Genomic DNA, 20,662 nt, shown 5'->3' on the forward strand with positions numbered 1-20,662 from the left:
TCTCCAGAGTCTCAGCGATCGGACACAACCACAGTAATGTGGCTGGTGCGCTTCAGGATGCGATCTGCACGACCTTTCGCACGCGGCATAATGCGCTTCATGCTTGGGCCTTCATCTACGAAAATTTTCGCAACTTTCAGATCGTCAATGTCAGCGCCATCGTTGTGTTCAGCGTTAGCAATGGCAGATTCCAGTACTTTCTTGACCAATACCGCAGCTTTCTTGTTGGTATAGGTCAGGATGTCCAGGGCCTGCGACACTTTCTTACCGCGAATCAGGTCAGCAACAAGGCGTACCTTCTGAGCAGAAGAACGAGCATGGCGATGTTGAGCTAAAGTTTCCATCTCTTCCTCCTACCTTATTTCTTCTTCGCTTTTTTATCAGCAGCATGGCCGCGATAAGTACGAGTCGGTGCGAATTCACCCAGTTTGTGACCGACCATTTCGTCGGAAACAAAGACTGGAACGTGCTGACGACCATTATGGACAGCGATGGTCAAACCGATCATGTTAGGAAAGATCGTTGAACGACGGGACCAAGTGCGCAGGGGCTTCTTGTCTCCGCTTTCCACCGCTTTCTCTACCTTCTTCAGCAAGTGCAGGTCAATAAAAGGACCTTTCTTGAGAGAACGTGGCATGGCTTATCCTCTAATATTATTTGCTACGGCGACGTACGATAAATTTATCAGTACGCTTGTTGCTGCGGGTCTTCTTACCTTTGGTCTGAACGCCCCACGGAGATACCGGGTGCTTACCAAAGTTACGACCTTCACCACCACCATGTGGGTGGTCGACTGGGTTCATCGCAGTACCGCGAACGGTAGGACGAACACCACGCCAGCGTGCAGCACCAGCTTTACCCAGAACGCGCAGCATATGCTCAGCATTGCCAACTTCGCCCAGAGTAGCGCGGCAGTCTGCTTCGACTTTACGCATTTCACCAGAACGCAGACGCAGGGTGACATAAGCACCATCACGAGCAACGATCTGAACGTAAGTACCAGCGGAACGTGCCATCTGACCGCCTTTACCTGGTTTCATTTCTACGTTATGAACGGTAGAACCAACCGGGATATTGCGCATCGGCAGGGTGTTGCCTGCTTTGATTGCAGCATCAACGCCAGACTGAATCTGGTCGCCAGCTTTCAGGCCTTTAGGGGCCAGGATGTAACGGCGTTCGCCATCTTTGTACAGAACCAGCGCGATGTTCGCGGAACGGTTCGGATCGTACTCAAGACGCTCAACAATTGCCGGGATACCGTCTTTGTTGCGTTTGAAGTCAACAATACGGTAAGCCTGCTTGTGACCACCACCGATGTGACGAGTGGTGATACGGCCATTGTTGTTACGACCACCGGATTTGCTGTTTTTTTCAACCAGCGGAGCAAAAGGTTTGCCCTTGTGCAGCTCTGGGTTGACCACTTTAACAACGTGGCGACGACCCGGAGATGTCGGTTTACATTTAACAACTGCCATTGTATTACTCCTCCGACTTACTCAGCGCCGCCGACGAAGTCCAGATTCTGGCCTTCCTTCAGGGTGACGTAAGCTTTTTTCCAGTCGCTACGACGACCGATACGCTGTCCGTGACGTTTAACTTTCCCTTTAACAACCAGGGTGTTAACGACTTCGACTTCGACTTCAAACAGTTTCTGCACAGCAGCTTTGATTTCTGCTTTGGTCGCGTCTTTAGCAACTTTGAGAACGATGGTATTGGTTTTTTCCATCGCAGCAGACGCTTTTTCAGAAACGTGCGGCGCACGAAGCACCTTCAGCAGACGTTCTTCACGAATCATGCCAGCATCTCCTCAACTTGCTTAACAGCATCAGCAGTCATTACGACTTTGTCGAAGGCGATCAGGCTAACCGGGTCGATACCTGTTGCATCGCGTACGTCAACCTTGTGCAGGTTGCGCGCAGCCAGGAACAGATTTTCGTCCAGCTCACCGGTGATGATCAGCACATCTTCCAGAGCCATGTCTTTCAGTTTCTGTGCCAGCAGCTTAGTTTTAGGCGCTTCAACAGAGAATGATTCGACAACGATCAGACGATCCTGACGTACCAGTTCGGACAGAATGCTTTTCAGCGCGCCGCGGTACATCTTTTTGTTTACTTTTTGACTGTGGTCCTGCGGGCGAGCAGCGAAGGTCACGCCACCGGAACGCCAGATCGGGCTCTTGATAGAACCTGAACGCGCACGGCCGGTACCTTTCTGGCGCCACGGCTTTTTGCCGGAACCAGTTACTTCAGCACGAGTCTTCTGAGCACGAGTACCCTGACGAGCACCAGCTGCATAAGCAACTACAACCTGGTGAACCAGCGCTTCGTTGAAATCACGACCGAAGGTAGTTTCGGAAACAGTCAGCGCGCTCTGCGCGTCTTTCAATACTAATTCCATTGCTATCCCCTTACGCCTTCACAGCTGGTTTAACGATCAGGTCGCTACCGGTTGCACCCGGAACTGCACCTTTAACCAGCAGCAGGTTGCGCTCAGCGTCAACACGTACTACGTCCAGGCTCTGAACAGTCACACGTTCGTTACCCAGCTGACCTGCCATTTTCTTGCCTTTGAACACTTTGCCCGGAGTCTGGTTCTGACCGATAGAACCCGGAACGCGGTGAGACAAGGAGTTACCGTGCGTGGCATCCTGAGTACGGAAGTTCCAGCGCTTAACGGTACCAGCAAAACCTTTACCTTTAGAGGTACCGGTTACGTCAACTTTTTTAACTTCAGCAAACAGCTCAACGCTAATGTCCTGACCTACGGTGAACTCTTCGCCTTCAGCAAGACGGAATTCCCACAGACCACGGCCAGCTTCAACGCCAGCTTTAGCGAAGTGACCCGCTTCTGGTTTGGTTACACGGTTAGCTTTTTTAGCACCAGTGGTAACCTGAACAGCACGGTAGCCATCGTTAGCCAGGTCTTTAACCTGAGTAACGCGGTTTGCTTCAACTTCGATTACGGTTACTGGGATAGATACGCCATCTTCAGTGAAGATGCGAGTCATTCCCACTTTTTTACCGACTAAACCAATCATTGTATCAACCTCTCAATCGCTCGATGACCTGATTAACCCAGGCTGATCTGCACGTCTACACCGGCAGCCAGATCCAGACGCATCAGAGCATCAACGGTTTTCTCGGTTGGCTCAACGATGTCAACCAGACGCTTGTGAGTGCGGATTTCGTACTGATCGCGCGCGTCTTTGTTAACGTGCGGAGAGATCAGAACAGTGAAGCGCTCTTTGCGGGTCGGCAGCGGGATCGGACCACGGACTTGCGCACCAGTGCGCTTAGCAGTCTCGACGATTTCCGCGGTTGATTGATCAATCAGACGATGATCAAACGCTTTCAGGCGGATACGGATTCTTTGGTTCTGCATGAGACCAGAGCTCCAATTATTTTATAAACGAAAATGATCACTACTCAAACCCATTACGATTGATGGGAGAGTGTAACCGTTCTTACGTAGCCCCCCAATTGGGAGCATTGTTGAGTAACAAAATGAGTTACTCCGGTTCTGATTGAACCCGCCGTCAATTACGACAAGCCCGCGCATTATACGTAAATCTGGGCGAGACGCAAGTGTCGTTTAGAAAATAAGCGCCAGAGATTCATTATGCGCAGCCGCTCGCATTCTTTCTGAAAACGCGCGGCCCTTCACCACATGAGTGGAAGCCGACACGCAGGGTCTTAATTTTCAATTTGTCGCCCATGAATGATGTGAGGATGATGCGCTAAACCTCTTTTCAAGGATGATGACATGCTGACCACCCTGCCCTTTTTGCTCGTCTATTTAATGCTTTCGGTTTTACTGGTACGTGAAGATATTCGCACGGGATTGTTGCCGGACCGCTATGTGTGTCCGTTACTCTGGGCAGGCCTGCTCTTCCAGCTTTGCATTCACCCCTCTTTTCTTCCGAGCGCGGTGGTTGGGGCGATGGCTGGCTATCTGGGTTTTTCGGCTATCTACTGGGGGTTTCGATTGGTATGCCATCGCGAGGGGCTGGGCTATGGCGATGTAAAATATGTGGCAGCGCTTGGAGCATGGCATGGATGGTGCATTTTACCCGTACTGGCGCTCGTCGCGGCGCTCATGGCACTCGTGTATCTTCTCATTCTCTCTTTATGTCAGCCTGAAAAAGAGCCATTAAAAAACCCACTGCCTTTTGGGCCATTTCTGGCAGCAGCGGGTTTATGCGTCGGCTGGCAAAGCCTGATTAATTTTCCACTTTGATCTGCGACTGAAGATAGTTTGGCAGGCCAATCTTGCCGATCAGATCCAGCTCAGTTTCCAGCCAGTCGATGTGACCTTCCTCATCGGCCAGAATCTGAATCATCATATCGCGGCTCACGTAGTCATGGACGCTATCCGCATAGGCAATCGCCTCACGCAGATCTTTCGCCCCTTCAAGTTCCAGCGCCAGGTCTGAACGGAGCATCTCCTCGACGTCTTCGCCGATGCCCAGTTTGCCGAGATCCTGCAGGTTAGGAATGCCTTCAAGGAACAAAATACGCTCGATGTACTTATCTGCGTGTTTCATCTCATCGATGGATTCGTGGTATTCAACATCATTGAGGCGCGTCAGGCCCCAGTTTTTGAACATTCTTGCATGAAGAAAATACTGATTGATTGCGACAAGCTCATTTCCCAATAATTTATTGAGATAACTTATGATTTTCACATCACCTTTCATTATATAGTCCCTCCGCTTCCACTCATTGAAGCGTAGAACGGGCTACAGGGATGTCAAAAAAAAGATCGGTGCTTAGGCAATCTCTTTGAATTCTGGGATCTGCATCAGTTCATCCTGCATGATCTCACGGGCGGCGCGTACGCACTTACCGCACTGATTTCCTACGGGAACAAACTTGCGCAGCTGCTGGAAGGATTGTGGCTGAAATTGACGAACGGCCTGACGAATTTTTTTATCACTCACACCATTACATAAGCAAACGTACATACAGACTCCCGTTCAAAATATGCGCAAAGTGTAAGTGAGAATGGTTATGATTACAATAGCACAGGCCGCAGGATACGCGTCGGAACGGGACAAAAAATGCGAAAATTTGTGACAAATACAGACTCGCATAAAACAAAAAAGGACGCCGAAGCGTCCTTTTTAATTCAGGGATAATTAATTAGCCCAGAACTTTAGCAACAACGCCCGCGCCAACGGTACGGCCGCCTTCACGGATTGCGAAACGCAGACCGTCATCCATCGCGATTGGGTGGATCAGGGTAACAACCATCTGAATGTTGTCGCCTGGCATTACCATCTCAACGCCTTCTGGCAGTTCGATGGTACCAGTCACGTCAGTTGTACGGAAGTAGAACTGTGGACGGTAGCCTTTGAAGAACGGAGTATGACGGCCGCCTTCATCTTTGGACAGGATGTAAACTTCAGATTCGAATTTGGTGTGCGGCTTGATAGAGCCTGGCTTAGCCAGAACCTGACCACGTTCGATTTCTTCACGTTTGATACCACGCAGCAGAACACCAACGTTCTCACCAGCACGGCCTTCGTCCAGCAATTTGCGGAACATTTCAACGCCGGTACAGGTAGACTTAGCAGTCTCTTTGATACCAACGATTTCAACTTCTTCGCCAACTTTAACGATACCGCGCTCTACACGACCGGTAACAACAGTACCACGGCCGGAGATAGAGAATACGTCTTCGATTGGCAGCAGGAATGGCTTGTCGATAGCACGTTCTGGTTCTGGGATGTAAGAATCCAGGAAGCCAGCCAGTTCAACAATCTTCGCTTCCCACTCTGCTTCGCCTTCCAGCGCTTTCAGAGCAGAACCACGTACGATTGGAGTATCGTCGCCTGGGAAATCGTACTGAGACAGCAGTTCACGAACTTCCATCTCTACCAGTTCCAGCAGCTCTTCGTCATCAACCATGTCGCATTTGTTCAGGAACACGATGATGAAAGGAACGCCTACCTGACGACCCAGCAGGATGTGCTCACGAGTCTGAGGCATAGGGCCGTCAGTCGCAGCAACAACCAGGATCGCGCCGTCCATCTGCGCAGCACCGGTGATCATGTTTTTAACATAGTCGGCGTGGCCTGGGCAGTCTACGTGTGCGTAGTGGCGAGTCGGGGTGTCATATTCAACGTGAGAAGTGTTGATGGTGATACCACGAGCTTTTTCTTCTGGTGCGTTATCGATCTGGTCGAATGCACGAGCAGAACCACCGTAGGTTTTAGCCAGAACGGTAGTGATTGCAGCAGTCAGGGTAGTTTTACCATGGTCAACGTGGCCGATAGTACCGACGTTGACGTGCGGTTTTGTACGTTCAAATTTTTCTTTAGACACGGCTATATTCCTTACTATAGTGCCCCCTCACCGAGGGGGCACGGGATTTTGTTTTTAACCCTATGGCTTATTTGCCACGAGCTTCGATTACGGCCTGAGCAACGTTGTTCGGCGCATCGTCATACTTCAGGAACTCCATGGAGTAAGAAGCACGACCTTTGGTCAGTGAACGCAGTTGAGTTGCATATCCGAACATTTCAGACAGCGGAACTTCAGCGTGGATCACAACGCCAGTCACGTTGGATTCTTGACCGCGCAGCATACCACGACGACGGCTAAGGTCACCGATGACATCACCCGTGTTCTCTTCCGGAGTCTCTACTTCAACCTTCATGATAGGCTCAAGCAGAACTGGTTTCGCTTTCTTAAAGCCTTCTTTAAAGGCAATAGAAGCGGCCAGTTTAAACGCCAGTTCAGAGGAGTCAACGTCATGGTAAGAACCGAAGTGCAGACGCACACCGAGATCGACTACCGGGTAACCCGCCAGCGGGCCAGACTTCAGCTGTTCCTGAATGCCTTTATCAACGGCAGGGATGTATTCACCAGGAATTACACCACCTTTGATGTCGTTGATGAACTCGTAACCTTTCGGGTTTGAGCCAGGCTCCAGAGGGTACATGTCGATAATAACATGACCGTACTGACCACGACCACCAGACTGCTTGGCGTGCTTACCTTCAACATCGGTAACTTTCGCACGAATCGCTTCGCGGTAAGCAACCTGTGGTTTACCCACGTTCGCTTCAACGTTGAATTCACGTTTCATACGGTCAACGATGATGTCGAGGTGCAGTTCACCCATACCAGCGATGATGGTCTGGTTAGATTCTTCATCAGTCCATACGCGGAATGATGGATCTTCTTTTGCCAGACGACCCAGAGCCAGACCCATTTTTTCCTGGTCAGCTTTGGTTTTTGGTTCAACGGCGATAGAGATTACTGGCTCTGGGAATTCCATACGCTCCAGAATGATTGGCGCATCTGGGTTACACAGGGTATCACCAGTAGTTACGTCTTTCAGACCGATAGCTGCAGCGATGTCACCAGCGCGAACTTCTTTGATCTCTTCACGTTTGTTTGCGTGCATCTGTACGATACGACCGAAACGCTCACGTGCCGCTTTCACAGAGTTCAGGATGGTGTCACCAGAGTTAACCACGCCAGAGTACACGCGGAAGAACGTCAGGTTACCCACGAACGGGTCGGTAGCGATTTTGAACGCCAGAGCAGCAAACGGCTCTTCATCACTTGCGTGACGTTCAGCCGGCGTGTCTTTACCGTCGTCCAGGATACCGTTGATCGCAGGAACATCTACTGGAGATGGCAGGTAATCAATTACCGCATCCAGCATTGCCTGAACACCTTTGTTCTTGAACGCAGAACCACAGGTTACCAGGATGATTTCGTTGTTCAGAACACGCTGACGCAGAGCTTTTTTGATCTCTTCTTCAGTCAGTTCTTCACCACCCAGGTATTTCTCCATCAGCTCTTCTGAAGCTTCAGCAGCGGACTCGATCAGGTTCTGGTGCCATTCTTCGGCCAGGTCCTGCATGTCAGCTGGAATATCTTCATAAGTGAAGGTTACGCCTGCGTCTTCTTCGTTCCAGTTGATGGCTTTCATTTTCACCAGGTCAACAACACCGGTGAAACCTTCTTCAGCACCAATTGCCAGCTGAAGCGGAACCGGAGTCGCGCCCAGACGGGTTTTGATCTGACCAACAACTTTCAGGAAGTTAGCACCCATACGGTCCATTTTGTTAACGAACGCGATGCGTGGAACTTTATATTTGTTTGCCTGACGCCATACGGTTTCAGACTGCGGCTGAACACCACCAACTGCGCAGTAAACCATTACAGCACCATCAAGAACACGCATGGAACGTTCAACTTCGATGGTGAAGTCAACGTGCCCCGGGGTGTCGATGATGTTTACACGGTGCGGCTCATACTGCTTAGCCATACCTGACCAAAATGCAGTAGTCGCTGCGGAGGTGATAGTAATACCACGCTCCTGCTCCTGTTCCATCCAGTCCATGGTAGCTGCGCCGTCATGAACTTCACCGATTTTATGGTTTACACCGGTGTAGAACAGAATACGTTCGGTAGTAGTGGTTTTACCGGCGTCGATGTGCGCACTGATACCGATGTTACGGTAGCGTGCGATGGGTGTTGTACGAGCCATTTGATTCCTCGTTTGTTTCTTTGGCGTTCAGTTAAGTAACCCAGAGCGGGCAGCTTCTCTGAAGCGCCCGTCTGGTGACTATGACTCCGAAGGGATTACCAACGGTAGTGTGCGAACGCCTTGTTGGCTTCTGCCATACGGTGAACGTCTTCACGTTTCTTAACTGCAGTACCTTTGTTGTCTGCAGCATCAGAAAGTTCGTTCGCCAGACGCAGGGCCATGGATTTATCACCGCGTTTACGAGCAGCTTCAACGATCCAACGCATTGCCAGAGCATTACGACGAACCGGACGAACTTCAACTGGAACCTGATAAGTAGAACCACCAACGCGGCGGGACTTAACTTCTACAGTAGGGCGAACGTTGTCGAGAGCGACTTCGAAAGCTTCCAGTGCGTTTTTATCAGAGCGTTGAGCCAGGGTCTCAAGCGCGCTGTATACGATAGCTTCTGCAGTAGATTTTTTACCATCTACCATCAGGATATTGACGAATTTTGCCAGCAGTTCTGATCCGAACTTCGGATCTGGAAGAATTTTACGCTGACCAATGACGCGACGACGTGGCATGGGAATACTCCGTTGTTAATTCAGGATTGTCCAAAACTCATAGAGTTTAGTTTGACATTAGTTAAAACAGTTTGGCCTTACTTAACGGAGAACCATTAAGCCTTAGGACGTTTCACGCCATACTTGGAACGAGACTGCTTACGGTCTTTAACGCCGGAACAGTCAAGTGCACCACGAACGGTGTGATAACGAACACCCGGAAGGTCTTTTACACGACCGCCACGGATCAGGATCACGGAGTGTTCCTGCAGGTTGTGACCTTCACCACCGATGTAGGAAGTCACTTCAAAACCGTTGGTCAAACGCACACGGCATACTTTACGCAGTGCGGAGTTTGGTTTCTTAGGAGTGGTGGTATATACACGAGTACATACACCACGTTTCTGCGGGCAGGCTTCCAGCGCAGGCACGTTGCTTTTTGCAACTTTGCGAGCGCGTGGTTTGCGTACCAGCTGGTTAACTGTTGCCATTAAATAGCTCCTGGTTTTAGCTTTTGCTTCGTAAACACGTAATAAATCGACCTCACACAATATGAGGACGCGAAATTTTAGGGCCACGCCGAAAAGGTGTCAAGAAATATACAACGATCTCGGCTTACCAGCTCATTTGACTGGCATGCTTCACGGCAAGATTAACGAAGTCAGTATAGTCAACGACGTCGATTTTGGCTGAAATTTGACCAGAAAGACCGCGGGCATCAATGTCTTCCCTTAGTGCAGAGATGGATATGGGGGCATTGCTGAAAATTTCAACGAAGCGATTGCCCTTAATGGCGCCCAGCACACCATCCTGGATAAGCAGCAGATCGTCGCCTTCACTCAGCATACGGAGCAGGCTGTCGATGTCACATTGCCAGGGTGAGTGGCGGAGGGTATGGAGCATAGCGGCCTCAGAATGTCAGAACGGTATCGTACCGGGAGAGTTCATTACGCAGGGCATCGGGCGCCAGCGCTGTCGCTTCCAGTACCATAGGGGTACTTTCAGCCAGACCGCGCGCTTTTAACGACTCCGCACAGACCCAAATTGACTCAATGTCATAGAGAGGCAGGACCTTAAAGGTGGCGATATAATCCCGGGCCAGTATTTTCTGCGGCTGCTGTCCTGCAAGGATCTGAAGGACACCGTCGCTGATAAAAAAGACGCCAATCTCTTCGGTAAGAGCCGAAGTCGCCAGCAACGCATCCAGCCCTTCCCGACCGGATGCGCTTCCATGGGGGGCTGACGTAAAAACAAACGCCACGCGCTTCATCAGAATTGCACCATACGATCGCAGGTAAGCGCAGCCTGTGCCAGCGCGCCTAAACCACTTAAAGAAAATCCTGACTGGAGATTCGCCCCTGTCAGCCCTAACCGTTCAGCCTCCGTGCTGTCCACGACGCCACGGCGCAATGCGGCAGCAACACAGATATGTAGCTCAACGCCGTGCTTTTCGTGAAGCGTCTGCCAGGCGCGTACCATATCAACCTCATCGGAGGCCGGGGACGTGAGCTGGTTCGCGTTGTAGATGCCTTCGCGGTAGAAGAAAATATTCATTACGTGATGGCCAGCCTGCAGCAAGGTTTGCGCGAACTGCAGGGCGCTGCTTGCCTGCTGAGTGCCGTATGCCGGCCCTGTGACCATTAACGCAAAGCGCATTACTTATCCTGCCCCAGGAAATCGCCGCTTTTGAACTGACGAATATAGAGATAAACCGTATGTTTTGAGATGTTCAGACGATCGGCCACCTGGTTGATCGCATCTTTAATGTCGAAAATGCCTTTCTCATAGAGATTCAACACAATCTGGCGGTTCTTGGCGTTGTTCGACACGTTGCGATCGGCGTTCACCTCTTCGATGGTGAACTCCAGCGTCTGTGTGACCAAATCTTCCACAGAAGACGCAAAGTTGACGGATGACCCTACATCAGGCGTTTCCGGTGGAATAAAGGTGCTCATGATCTGCGAGAAAGGCACATCAAGGTTCATGTTGATGCACAGCAAACCAATGACGCGGTGATCGCGGTTACGGATAGCGATGGTTTCTGACTTCATCAGCACGCCGCTTTTGGCACGGGTGAAATAACATTTTGAGACGCTGCTGTCCGCGCCGGTCATGTCGTGCAGCATACGCAATGCAAGGTCGGTGATTGGCGAGCCAATTTTGCGACCAGTGTGCTCACCATTGGCAATGCGGATGGCGGAACATTTAAGATCTTGCAAGGAGTGCAATACGATTTCGCAGTGCGGGCCTATGAGCATCGCTAACCCGTCCACCACCGCTTCGTAGGATTTTAAGATATCGAAGTCGGTCTGATCGAAAGGACGTTGATCCAGCAGATCAAGCTCGCTGGTTTCGTTGGTTAAAAGCGACCTGGACATGAAAAAAACACTCCTTTTCAGGAGCCTGTCGTTATGTTTTCAGGGCAGGCTCATATTTACACGGACAACTAAATTAATACAGCGTAGGCAATGCTTTCCAGTGTTAATTATATCTGCCCCATAATAAAAAAACCGCCGCCTTAAAGGCGGCGGCGTCACTCTTTTACTTCTTCGCAGCGTCTGCTGCTTTTTCGTCGGTCGCCGCTTCAGGCTTGGCGTCCGCTTTCGGCGCTGGTTTGATATCCAGCAGCTCTACGTTGAAGACCAGCGTAGAATTGGCCGGGATACCCGGAACACCGGTTTTGCCGTAAGCCAGGTCTGGTGGAATAACCAGCTGAATTTTACCGCCTTTCTTGATGTTTTTCAGGCCTTCGGTCCAGCCAGGGATAACACCGTCCAGACGGAAGGAGAGCGGCTCACCGCGGGTGTAAGAGTTATCGAACTCTTTACCGTCAATCAGCGTCCCTTTGTAGTTCACGACAACCGTATCGCTGTCTTTAGGCGCGTCACCGGTACCGGCTTTCTCGACTTTATACAGCAGGCCAGTAGAAGAGGTTTTCACATCTTTCTCTTTGGCAAATTTCTCACGGAAGGCTTTACCTTTCGCTTCGTTATCCGCGGCGTCTTTTTCCATCTTCGCCTGAGCGGAGGACTTCACGCGAGCTTCGAAAGCCTGCAGAGTCTGTTCAATTTCCTGGTCAGACAGTTTGCTTTTGTTGGCAAACGCATCCTGAACACCGGCGATCAGCTGATCTTTATCCAGTTTGATGCCCAGTTTTTCCTGCTCTTTCAGAGAGTTTTCCATGTAACGGCCCAGAGATGCGCCCAGCGCGTACGCTGATTTCTGGTCGTCATTTTTGAACGCCGCTTTACTCTCTGCGCTTGCAGCAGGTTTCGCCGCAGTATCGGCAGCGAAAGAGAGTGGCGCATTCAGCGCAACGGCCATTGTCGTCGCCAGCAGCGTGACTTTAAACAGTGATTTCATCCATATCTCCAGGAACCGGGGCCTCTCGCCCCAGTATTAAATGTAAATGAGATGCGTACTATAGAACGTTGCAGAAGAAATCTACAGACGGACTCCCCCTAATCTCGCTACTTTTCAGACTATTTTTGTTTAAATAAGTTTCTTGCGGGAGGGATGGATACTGCACAGCAGGCTAAACTCGGGTAAAATTCGACACCGCCAATGTCTGATGGCGTAACAGTAAATGACGAGGTCAATCATGCACGAAAAAACCATGGAAGCGCGGCTGGCCGAGCTGGAAAGCCGTCTGGCGTTCCAGGATGTTACCATCGAAGAACTGAACCAGACCGTCACGGCTCATGAATTAGAAATGGCGAAACTTCGCGATCTTTTACGCTTGCTGACGGAAAAAGTGAAAGCAACGCAGTCTTCTCACCTGGCTTCACAGGCAGAAGAAACACCTCCGCCTCATTATTGAGACGTAAAAAAAGCGGGATTTAATCCCGCTTTTTTATTTCCGTATCAGGAAATTAGTGGCAACCGCAGCCGCCGTTACCGCAACCACCTTTGCCGTGCTCGTGACCGTGGTCATGATCGTGGCCGTGACCACCGCAGCAACCGTCATGGTCGTGATCGTGGTCGTGACCGTGCGCACCGTGAACGTGGCCATGAGCCAGCTCTTCTTCAGTGGCTTCACGGATCGCGATAACTTCCACGTTGAACTTCAGGTTCTGGCCAGCCAGCATGTGGTTACCATCAACCACAACATGCTCGTCTTCCACTTCGGTGATTTCAACCGGAACGGGACCCTGGTCAGTTTCTGCCAGGAAACGCATGCCAACCTGCAGCTCGTCAACGCCCATGAAGACGTCTTTAGGCACGCGCTGAACCAGGTTTTCATCGTACTGACCGTAAGCGTCGTTAGCACCTACAGCAACGTCAAATTTATCGCCAACATCGTGACCTTCCAGCGCGCTTTCCAGGCCGGAAATCAGGGAACCGTGACCATGCAGGTAGTCCAGCGGCGCACTCACCGGAGACTCATCAACCAACACACCGTCTTCTGTACGTACCTGATAGGCCAGGCTGACCACCAGGTCTTTTGCTACTTTCATGATATCTCCTGAGCGTGGGAAAATTGCTGGCGCAGATTGTAGCGGAAATCTGCACCTGTGTACCCTTTAGCTTAAAAAAACTCTGGGTATATCGCTAGTCCGGATGAAAAATGCCGATCACTTGCTCCTCTTTGCGCACGTGCTCGCGTACCTCTTTATCCGCCTCGCGCATCTGGTGTCCGCACTTAACGCACTCAACAATATCAATATTATTTTCGCGCCACATCGCCAGTGAATCCTGAGCCTGACAGGCCGGGCATTTTGCCCCTGCAATAAAACGTTTACGTACTGCCATCTTTTAACCCTTATTCAAATTCATCCCAGCCGTCCATCTGGCGTCGTTCCTGCTGCATCTCACGCTGAAAGATCTCTTCCAGCTCGCGTCGGGCTTCCCGCACGCGGGAAATCTGCGCGGTATCCGAGTGCACCGGCATCAGCTCACGCAGCATGCGCATGTCAAGGCGCCGGAAATGCAGCTGCGCGCGCTGCGCCTGGTGTGGATGCATCCCCAGCGACACCAGCGTTTTACGGCCAAGCTCCAGCGCGCTGGAAAACGTCTCGCGTGAAAAATGCTTTACACCTGCCTGCAGTAATTCATGCGCTTCAACGCGTCCTCGTGCACGCGCCAGAATATGCAGATGCGGAAAGTGCTGTTGACACAGTTCCACCATCTTCATCGTATCTTCCGGATCGTTACAGGTGATAACGATCGATTCGGCCGCCTGGGCACCGGCTGAGCGCAGCAGCTCAAGCTGCGTTGCATCGCCGTAATAGACCTTATAGCCATATTTACGCATCAGGTTTACGGCACTGATATCCCGCTCCAGCACCGTAATGCGCATCTTATTCGCCATCAGCAGGCGTCCAATAACCTGACCAAATCGCCCAAACCCCACCACAATAACCTGCGGTTTATCATCCTCCACCCACGGCGTCTCGTCTTCATCCTCAACCGGGTTGAGCCGCCGGGAAAGCATTCTGTCGATCGCTTTCATCAGCACAGGCGTCGTCATCATCGAGAGCGTCACCGTCACCAGCAGCAGGGCCATCTGGTCATCCTGGAATACGCGCTGGGCAGATGCAGTGGAGAAGAGGACAAACGCGAACTCTCCCCCCTGACTGAGCACGCCCGCAAATTGCATCCGCTCCGAGCTGCGCAAGCCGTAAATACGGGCCAGGGTGTAAAGCACCAGCGTTTTGACGGCAATCAGCACAACGACACTCATCACTACCCACAGTATATGGGTATAAAGCACGCCGAGGTTTAGCGCCATCCCGACGGAGATAAAGAACAGGCCAAGCAGCAAGCCTTTAAACGGATCGATGGCCGTTTCCAGCTCGTGGCGGTATTCGCTTTCTGCCAGCAGAACCCCGGCAATAAAGGTGCCCAGCGCCATGGATAATCCCAGCGCATCCATAAACAGCGCCGATCCCAGCACCAGCAGCAGCGTGGCGGCTGTGAAGACTTCACGTACGCCGGACGCGGCAATAAAGCGAAAGACCGGACGCAGCAGGAAGCGTCCGCCCACCAGCATACCCGCGAAGGCCAGTACCTTTATGCTGATCTTCACCCAGTCAAAATGGTCGTCACCCGGTCCCACCAAAAGGGGCACCAGTGCCAGCGCCGGGATTACGGCTAAATCCTGAAACAGCAGAATCGAGAAGCCAAGCTGTCCGGACTCATTGCGGTTCATCCCCTTATCGCGCATCAGCTGCAGCGCCATTGCCGTTGATGACATGGCAAGGCCAATCCCTCCCACAACCGCCGCCTGCCAGCTGAAATCGGTGAGCATCAGTAAGCCGCCCAAAATCACCGCGCTGAAAACCACCTGCGCGGCCCCCACGCCGAATATCGATCGCCGCAGGTGCCAGAGCTTCGACGGGTTCAGTTCCAGCCCAATGATAAACATCAGGAACACCACACCCAGCTCAGAGAAGTGGAGGATTTCATCCACATCGCTGATAAATCCAAGGCCCCAGGGACCAATTGCGATGCCCGCCAGCAGGTAACCCAGCACCGCACCGATGCCAAGCCTGGCGGCCAGAGGCACCGCTAAAACAGCAGCAAAAAGAAACAGCACTCCCGCCAGTAACAGATCGGAACCTTCCATCATTGACCTCCTGCCGGGATGGGTGAGGAGAGCCATTCGCCATAGGCTTTCGCATGGCTCGCCAGTTCCTGCGCCGGTTGACGCCGGGCCCAGTAGACGATCATGGGGCTCATCCAGTGCATGCGGCACATTCCCGCGGTCAGTTCGAACGGGCGTAAAATATCGCTCATCGAATAGCGATTCAGGCTGTCATGGCGATAGGCGCTTTCAGGCTCGCCGGTGGTAATCACACTCCGCCAGTACTTTCCCGCCAGCTGGTTGCCTCCTGGCCCACTGGAAAACCCCCGGGTCAGCACGCGGTCGAGCCACTCTTTCAGCAGCGCCGGGCAGCTGTAGGTAAAAAGCGGATGCTGGAACACAATCACATCGTGCTGACGCAGCAATTCTTGCTCATAAGGAATATCGATAAAAAAATCGGGATAGTGCGCGTATAAATCATGCACCGTCACATTACTCAGCTGTTGAGCCGGTTTAAGCAAAACCCGGTTTGCGACCGAGTCCTGGGATTCCGGATGGGCATACAACAGCAGCACTTTTGCTGTCTGGGACATCATTCCCCTCCCGGGTCGTCATCATCGCCATTTTGGGCTAACATGGCACACCCCACGCTGCGCGTGGCGGTACATTTAACCTGATTATAATGACAACTTAACATAGTCGGAACACACGGCGCTCTATGATTGTTTTCTCCTCATTACAAATTCGTCGCGGCGTGCGCGTCCTTCTGGACAACGCGACAGCCACCATTAACCCCGGGCAGAAAGTGGGCCTGGTGGGTAAAAACGGCTGCGGCAAATCGACCCTGCTTGCCCTGTTAAAAAATGAAATAAGTGCCGACGGCGGCAACTTTACCTATCCGGGTAACTGGCAGCTCGCCTGGGTCAATCAGGAGACGCCTGCGCTCAACGTGCCGGCGCTCGACTATGTCATTGATGGCGACCGCGAATACCGCAAGCTGGAACGTGAACTCAACGCGGCCAACGAGCGCAACGATGGACATGCTATCGCCACCGTTCACGGCAAGCTGGATGCTATCGACGCCTGGACCATTCGCTCACGCGCCTCGAGCCTGCTGCACGGCCTGGGGTTCAGCAATGAACAACTTGAACGTCCGGTGAGCGATTTCTCGGGCGGCTGGCGTATGCGTCTTAACCTGGCGCAGGCGCTGATCTGCCGCTCCGATCTTCTGCTGCTTGATGAACCGACTAACCACCTGGATCTCGACGCCGTGATCTGGCTGGAAAAATGGCTGAAAAGCTATCAGGGCACGCTGATTCTGATTTCGCATGACCGTGACTTCCTCGATCCGGTCGTGGATAAAATCATCCATATCGAGCAGGAGTCGATGTTCGAATACACGGGCAACTACAGCTCCTTCGAACGTCAACGTGCGACACGCCTTGCCCAACAGCAATCCCTGTACGAAAGCCAGCAGCAGCGCGTGGCGCACCTGCAAAGCTTTGTGGATCGCTTTAAAGCAAAAGCCTCGAAAGCGAAACAGGCGCAAAGCCGCGTGAAGATGCTGGAACGCATGGAGATGATTGCTCCGGCGCATGTGGATAATCCATTCCAGTTTAGTTTCCGTCAGCCTGAAAGCCTGCCGAATCCCTTGCTGAAAATGGAAAAAGTCAGCGCGGGCTATGGCGAGCGCATCATCCTTGACTCCATCAAGCTTAACCTTGTCCCGGGATCACGCATTGGTCTGCTGGGCCGTAACGGCGCCGGTAAATCAACGCTGATTAAACTGCTTGCGGGTGAACTTAACCCTGTCAGCGGCGAAATTGGCCTGGCGAAAGGCATCAAGCTCGGCTATTTCGCTCAGCATCAGCTGGAATTTTTGCGCGCCGATGAATCCCCGATTCAGCATCTGGCACGCCTCGCTCCGCAAGAGATGGAGCAAAAACTGCGTGACTACCTCGGCGGCTTTGGTTTCCGTGGCGATAAGGTCACCGAAAATACGGAACGCTTCTCCGGCGGCGAAAAAGCGCGTCTGGTGCTGGCGCTCATCGTCTGGCAACGGCCTAACCTGCTGCTGCTCGATGAACCGACCAACCACCTGGATCTCGACATGCGTCAGGCGCTGACCGAAGCGCTAATCGAATTTGAAGGCGCGCTGGTTGTCGTCTCGCACGATCGCCACCTGATCCGCTCCACGACCGACGATCTTTATCTGGTGCACGACGGCAAAGTCGAAGCCTTTGACGGCGACCTGGAAGATTATCAACAGTGGCTGACCGACGTGCAAAAGCAGGAGAATCAGCCTGCAGACGAGGCAAAAGATAACGCCAATAGCGCCCAGTCACGTAAAGATCAAAAACGCCGTGAAGCCGAACTGCGCACGCAAACGCAGCCGTTGCGTAAAGAGATCGCCCGTCTGGAAAAAGAGATGGAGAAACTCAACGCGACGTTAAGCACCGTTGAAGAAAAACTGGGTGACAGCGAGCTTTACGACCAGAGCCGCAAAGCCGAACTCACCGAGTGCCTGCAAACTCAGGCAAAAGCCAAATCGGGCCTCGAAGCCTGTGAAATGGCCTGGCTTGAAGCCCAGGAACAGCTGGAAGAGATGTTGCAAGGCGACTAAACGGACCAGGAGGGTTATGAGCATTGATATAACGAGTGACATTACATTCCGCAAGCTCAGTATTTTCATGACCTTCATGGAAAAGGGCAATATCGCCCGTACCGCCGAGGCGTTGAGCCTCAGCGGTGTGAGCGTGCATCGCGCCCTGCATACGCTGGAAGAGAACGTTCGCTGCCCGCTCTTTACGCATAAAGGCCGCAACCTGATTGCCCTGCCCTCCGCCTGGACATTGCTGGAGTATTGCCAGGAGGTCATGCAGGTCATGGAGCGCGGTCTGGAAGAGGCGCGTAAAATTGCCGGAATTGGGCAGGGTCGCCTGCGCGTGGGCACGCTCTACTCGCTAACGATGGAAACCGTGCCGCGCCTGATTATGGGCATGAAGCTGCGTCGTCCCGATCTGGAACTGGATCTGACAATGGGTTCCAACGAGATGTTGCTGCATTTGCTCGAAGAAGGGACGCTGGACGCGATTCTGATCTCTATCTCCGAAAGCGATATCGATCGCAACGCCCTCGAAGTGTTGCCCCTGTTCCAGGACGATATTTTCCTGGCCGCCCCCGCCTCCGCAAAGCTCAACAGCAGCGGCCCGGCAGACTTACGCGATTATAAAGATCAGAAGTTCGTGTCGCTGGCGGAAGGTTTTGCCACCTATGCAGGCTTTCAGGAGGCGTTTCATATTGCCGGGTTTGAGCCGGAGATTGTGACGCGGGTGAATGACATTTTCTCCATGCTCAGTCTGGTGCAGGCCGGTGTGGGCTACACCCTGATGCCGGGCCGGATGAAAAAAGTGTATGAAAGCTCCGTTCAACTGCAAAAGCTGGCCGAGCCGTACCAGATGCAACAGCTGATCGCCATTGTCTTTGCCCGCAACCGCGAGCAGGATCCCAGCCTGCGGGCACTGGCCGCCGAAGGGCGGATGTATGCCCGCAGTCTGGAGCAAAACGTCACGCCCTGAGCCGTTTCGCCAGATGCACCGCCACGTCTATGCCGCTGCGCTCCAGTGAAATGGATTCCCCTTCCCACGCCGCCTGACGCGTTAAGCAGGTCAGCACGCCGCCTGGGGGCATTTCAATGGCCAGCCGGGCGTCGCGCTCGTTGGCGGAGATCACCGCCTCCTGCCAGCGCACCGTGCGTGCCATGTTCATCGCCAGATCGTCCGCTATCTTCTCAGGCGTCCAGAGGACGCGCCCTGTGCTGCCGCTCAGGTACGCATAGCGCGGGCGGGAGAGCGTCACCGATTTAAACGCCTCCACCAGATTTTGCGCCGGCTCCGCCAGCAGTTCGCAATGGGAAGGCACGCTGACGGTCAGCCGATGCGCCTTATTGGCCCCTTTCGCCAGCGCACGCTGTGCCACCTGCGCCATTCCTTCGTCGGGTCCGGCGATCACAATCTGCGTTTCGGCATTCAGGTTGGCAATATAGGTTCCGGTGCCTGCAAGGAGCGTTTCTACCTGCGGCAGCGTCAGGCCCATAATCGCCGTCAGACCATACCCGTGCGGATACGCTTGCTCCATCAGATCGCCGCGCAGCGCGACCAGCTTTAGCGCATCCGTGAATTCCAGCGCGCCGGCCACCACCGCCGCCGGGTAAGCGCCTATGGACAGGCCGCTGACAATATCCGGCTTCACGCCGCGTTGTTCCAGCTCGCGCGCCCAGGCAACGCCCGCAATCAACAGCGAAAGCTGTACCGCCCGCGTGTGGGTCAACGAGGCTTCAGTATCGAGGGTCTCCACTTCAGCACCCAGTACCTCACGGGCTTGCGCCAGCGTCGTGCCTGGCAGATTTTGCAGCATGCCTGCATGCTGCGTTCCCTGACCGGGAAAGGTAAACACGATTTTCATTACGCCTCCCTGTGCCACGGGTCGGCCACCAGGCGCGGCCCACGGCGCGTTTTCAGCAACGTCTTCCCGTCTCGTCGCCACTCTGCCAGAGCAAAACCGCCCTCAGGCGTATCAACCTGGGTATCGGCACGACAGAGGGCTCGGCTCAGTTGGGATTGCCATTTATCAAACATCGCAGGTGAAAGCGGCAAAGGGGCGCGGATAAGCAAATCAAGATCGCTGTCGGCATGTATCACCGGAATCCCGGTTGCCAGTGCGTAGCCCGTGCTGCCTGTAATGCCCCATGTCCACGGCCACGCCTGCTGCGCAAGCTGCGCGGCGACCTGTACCGGCGGCTGGGTGATAAACGGCGAGCGGAGCAGGTCGCAGGCCGTGCTGAGCTGTTCGGGGGAGACGACGCGTAAAACATTTTTCGGCTCCACCCATCCAGCGGCACGCTGATCGCGACGCAAACCCCGTACACCAACGGGAATACGACCCTGATTGTCAACATCACGCCGCACCACAACCGGCAGGCCACTGTGCCATGCACTTTCAACCCAGTCGTCGGTGATACCTTCCAGCGCCTCACGCGCGTTCAGCCAGATTAAGTCATGGGGGCGTAATGTTGAGGTCATAG

Annotated in this window: 28 protein-coding genes; 4 read left to right on the forward strand and 24 right to left on the reverse strand. The window is 53.0% G+C overall.

What is annotated here, in order from left to right; genetic code table 11:
- Positions 1–11: 11 nt before the first annotated feature.
- The 7 genes from rplV to rpsJ are packed head-to-tail and all read right to left on the reverse strand — an operon-like array spanning position 12 to position 3,381.
- A complete protein-coding gene (gene rplV, locus LZP96_RS17820; protein ID WP_002919773.1) occupies positions 12–344 on the reverse strand; it encodes a 50S ribosomal protein L22 in 333 nt (110 codons plus the stop codon).
- Positions 345–358: 14 nt separating this feature from the next.
- Positions 359–637: a 30S ribosomal protein S19 gene (gene rpsS, locus LZP96_RS17825; RefSeq protein ID WP_001138115.1), complete on the reverse strand. Its 279-nt coding sequence runs from the start codon at positions 635–637 to the stop codon at positions 359–361.
- Between the two features lie 16 nt (positions 638–653).
- Positions 654–1,475, reverse strand: a complete 822-nt coding sequence (gene rplB, locus LZP96_RS17830; protein WP_064327685.1) for a 50S ribosomal protein L2 — start codon at positions 1,473–1,475, stop codon at positions 654–656.
- A 17-nt stretch (positions 1,476–1,492) separates the two neighbouring features.
- A complete protein-coding gene (gene rplW / locus LZP96_RS17835) occupies positions 1,493–1,795 on the reverse strand; it encodes a 50S ribosomal protein L23 (RefSeq protein ID WP_004868363.1) in 303 nt (100 codons plus the stop codon).
- The gene (gene rplD / locus LZP96_RS17840) at positions 1,792–2,397 is read right to left on the reverse strand and encodes a 50S ribosomal protein L4 (RefSeq protein ID WP_003031119.1); all 606 of its coding nucleotides are present in this window, start codon (positions 2,395–2,397) and stop codon (positions 1,792–1,794) included. The genes rplW and rplD overlap by 4 nt, the downstream gene beginning before the upstream one ends.
- Before the next feature lie 10 nt (positions 2,398–2,407).
- Positions 2,408–3,037, reverse strand: coding sequence for a 50S ribosomal protein L3 (rplC, locus tag LZP96_RS17845; RefSeq protein WP_016538466.1), 630 nt, complete (start codon positions 3,035–3,037; stop codon positions 2,408–2,410).
- Between the two features lie 32 nt (positions 3,038–3,069).
- Positions 3,070–3,381: a 30S ribosomal protein S10 gene (rpsJ, locus tag LZP96_RS17850; protein WP_001181005.1), complete on the reverse strand. Its 312-nt coding sequence runs from the start codon at positions 3,379–3,381 to the stop codon at positions 3,070–3,072.
- A gap of 381 nt (positions 3,382–3,762) precedes the next feature.
- Between rpsJ and LZP96_RS17855 the strand changes: the two genes are divergently transcribed.
- A complete protein-coding gene (locus LZP96_RS17855; RefSeq protein WP_064327686.1) occupies positions 3,763–4,236 on the forward strand; it encodes a prepilin peptidase in 474 nt (157 codons plus the stop codon).
- Here the strand turns inward: LZP96_RS17855 and bfr are convergent.
- The 11 genes from bfr to fkpA form a co-directional block, all read right to left on the reverse strand.
- A complete protein-coding gene (gene bfr / locus LZP96_RS17860; protein ID WP_064327687.1) occupies positions 4,220–4,696 on the reverse strand; it encodes a bacterioferritin in 477 nt (158 codons plus the stop codon). The genes LZP96_RS17855 and bfr overlap by 17 nt on opposite strands.
- A 72-nt stretch (positions 4,697–4,768) precedes the next feature.
- Positions 4,769–4,963, reverse strand: a complete 195-nt coding sequence (gene bfd, locus LZP96_RS17865) for a bacterioferritin-associated ferredoxin (protein WP_003863268.1) — start codon at positions 4,961–4,963, stop codon at positions 4,769–4,771.
- A 178-nt stretch (positions 4,964–5,141) separates the two neighbouring features.
- Positions 5,142–6,326, reverse strand: coding sequence for an elongation factor Tu (tuf, locus tag LZP96_RS17870; protein ID WP_064327688.1), 1,185 nt, complete (start codon positions 6,324–6,326; stop codon positions 5,142–5,144).
- A 67-nt stretch (positions 6,327–6,393) separates the two neighbouring features.
- On the reverse strand, positions 6,394–8,508 hold the full coding sequence (gene fusA, locus LZP96_RS17875) for an elongation factor G (RefSeq protein ID WP_064327689.1): 2,115 nt from the start codon (positions 8,506–8,508) through the stop codon (positions 6,394–6,396).
- 95 nt (positions 8,509–8,603) lie between these two features.
- Positions 8,604–9,074 carry a 30S ribosomal protein S7 gene (gene rpsG / locus LZP96_RS17880; RefSeq protein WP_015960721.1) on the reverse strand — a complete coding sequence of 157 codons (471 nt, stop codon included), beginning with the start codon at positions 9,072–9,074 and terminating at the stop codon, positions 8,604–8,606.
- Between the two features lie 95 nt (positions 9,075–9,169).
- Positions 9,170–9,544 carry a 30S ribosomal protein S12 gene (gene rpsL, locus LZP96_RS17885; RefSeq protein ID WP_003023654.1) on the reverse strand — a complete coding sequence of 125 codons (375 nt, stop codon included), beginning with the start codon at positions 9,542–9,544 and terminating at the stop codon, positions 9,170–9,172.
- Positions 9,545–9,668: 124 nt separating this feature from the next.
- Positions 9,669–9,956, reverse strand: a complete 288-nt coding sequence (gene tusB, locus LZP96_RS17890; RefSeq protein ID WP_258926205.1) for a sulfurtransferase complex subunit TusB — start codon at positions 9,954–9,956, stop codon at positions 9,669–9,671.
- Positions 9,957–9,963: 7 nt separating this feature from the next.
- Positions 9,964–10,323, reverse strand: a complete 360-nt coding sequence (gene tusC / locus LZP96_RS17895; RefSeq protein WP_064327691.1) for a sulfurtransferase complex subunit TusC — start codon at positions 10,321–10,323, stop codon at positions 9,964–9,966.
- Positions 10,323–10,709 (reverse strand): sulfurtransferase complex subunit TusD, encoded by a 387-nt coding sequence (gene tusD / locus LZP96_RS17900; RefSeq protein WP_064327692.1) that lies wholly within the window; start codon positions 10,707–10,709, stop codon positions 10,323–10,325. The genes tusC and tusD overlap by 1 nt, the downstream gene beginning before the upstream one ends.
- Positions 10,709–11,431, reverse strand: coding sequence for a helix-turn-helix transcriptional regulator (locus LZP96_RS17905; protein WP_064327693.1), 723 nt, complete (start codon positions 11,429–11,431; stop codon positions 10,709–10,711). Before LZP96_RS17905 ends, tusD begins: the two co-directional genes overlap by 1 nt.
- A 163-nt stretch (positions 11,432–11,594) precedes the next feature.
- The gene (gene fkpA, locus LZP96_RS17910; protein ID WP_064327694.1) at positions 11,595–12,416 is read right to left on the reverse strand and encodes an FKBP-type peptidyl-prolyl cis-trans isomerase; all 822 of its coding nucleotides are present in this window, start codon (positions 12,414–12,416) and stop codon (positions 11,595–11,597) included.
- 238 nt (positions 12,417–12,654) lie between these two features.
- Here fkpA and LZP96_RS17915 point away from each other — a divergent pair, with 238 nt between their 5' ends.
- Complete coding sequence (locus tag LZP96_RS17915; RefSeq protein ID WP_064327695.1) at positions 12,655–12,873, forward strand: protein SlyX; 219 nt, start codon at positions 12,655–12,657, stop codon at positions 12,871–12,873.
- A gap of 52 nt (positions 12,874–12,925) precedes the next feature.
- Here LZP96_RS17915 and slyD read toward each other — a convergent pair whose 3' ends face one another.
- The 4 genes from slyD to kefG form a co-directional block, all read right to left on the reverse strand.
- Positions 12,926–13,510, reverse strand: coding sequence for a peptidylprolyl isomerase (gene slyD, locus LZP96_RS17920; protein ID WP_064327696.1), 585 nt, complete (start codon positions 13,508–13,510; stop codon positions 12,926–12,928).
- 94 nt (positions 13,511–13,604) lie between these two features.
- Positions 13,605–13,805 carry a YheV family putative zinc ribbon protein gene (locus LZP96_RS17925; RefSeq protein WP_064327697.1) on the reverse strand — a complete coding sequence of 67 codons (201 nt, stop codon included), beginning with the start codon at positions 13,803–13,805 and terminating at the stop codon, positions 13,605–13,607.
- A gap of 10 nt (positions 13,806–13,815) precedes the next feature.
- Positions 13,816–15,621: a glutathione-regulated potassium-efflux system protein KefB gene (gene kefB / locus LZP96_RS17930; protein ID WP_064327698.1), complete on the reverse strand. Its 1,806-nt coding sequence runs from the start codon at positions 15,619–15,621 to the stop codon at positions 13,816–13,818.
- Positions 15,621–16,172 (reverse strand): glutathione-regulated potassium-efflux system ancillary protein KefG, encoded by a 552-nt coding sequence (gene kefG, locus LZP96_RS17935; protein WP_064327699.1) that lies wholly within the window; start codon positions 16,170–16,172, stop codon positions 15,621–15,623. Before kefG ends, kefB begins: the two co-directional genes overlap by 1 nt.
- 125 nt (positions 16,173–16,297) lie before the next feature.
- On the opposite strand from kefG, the gene LZP96_RS17940 reads away from it, so the two are divergent.
- The gene (locus LZP96_RS17940) at positions 16,298–18,202 is read left to right on the forward strand and encodes an ABC transporter ATP-binding protein (RefSeq protein ID WP_064327700.1); all 1,905 of its coding nucleotides are present in this window, start codon (positions 16,298–16,300) and stop codon (positions 18,200–18,202) included.
- A gap of 16 nt (positions 18,203–18,218) precedes the next feature.
- Complete coding sequence (locus LZP96_RS17945; protein ID WP_064327701.1) at positions 18,219–19,157, forward strand: LysR family transcriptional regulator; 939 nt, start codon at positions 18,219–18,221, stop codon at positions 19,155–19,157.
- On the opposite strand, the gene mdcH is transcribed toward LZP96_RS17945, so the two are convergent.
- Complete coding sequence (mdcH, locus tag LZP96_RS17950; protein WP_064327702.1) at positions 19,147–20,043, reverse strand: malonate decarboxylase subunit epsilon; 897 nt, start codon at positions 20,041–20,043, stop codon at positions 19,147–19,149. The genes LZP96_RS17945 and mdcH overlap by 11 nt on opposite strands.
- Positions 20,043–20,660: a malonate decarboxylase holo-ACP synthase gene (locus LZP96_RS17955; RefSeq protein WP_064327703.1), complete on the reverse strand. Its 618-nt coding sequence runs from the start codon at positions 20,658–20,660 to the stop codon at positions 20,043–20,045. Before LZP96_RS17955 ends, mdcH begins: the two co-directional genes overlap by 1 nt.
- Positions 20,661–20,662 lie beyond the last annotated feature (2 nt).

This window comes from Huaxiibacter chinensis (assembly GCF_022171985.1).
GTDB classification, from domain to species: Bacteria; Pseudomonadota; Gammaproteobacteria; order Enterobacterales; family Enterobacteriaceae; genus Enterobacter; species Enterobacter chinensis_A.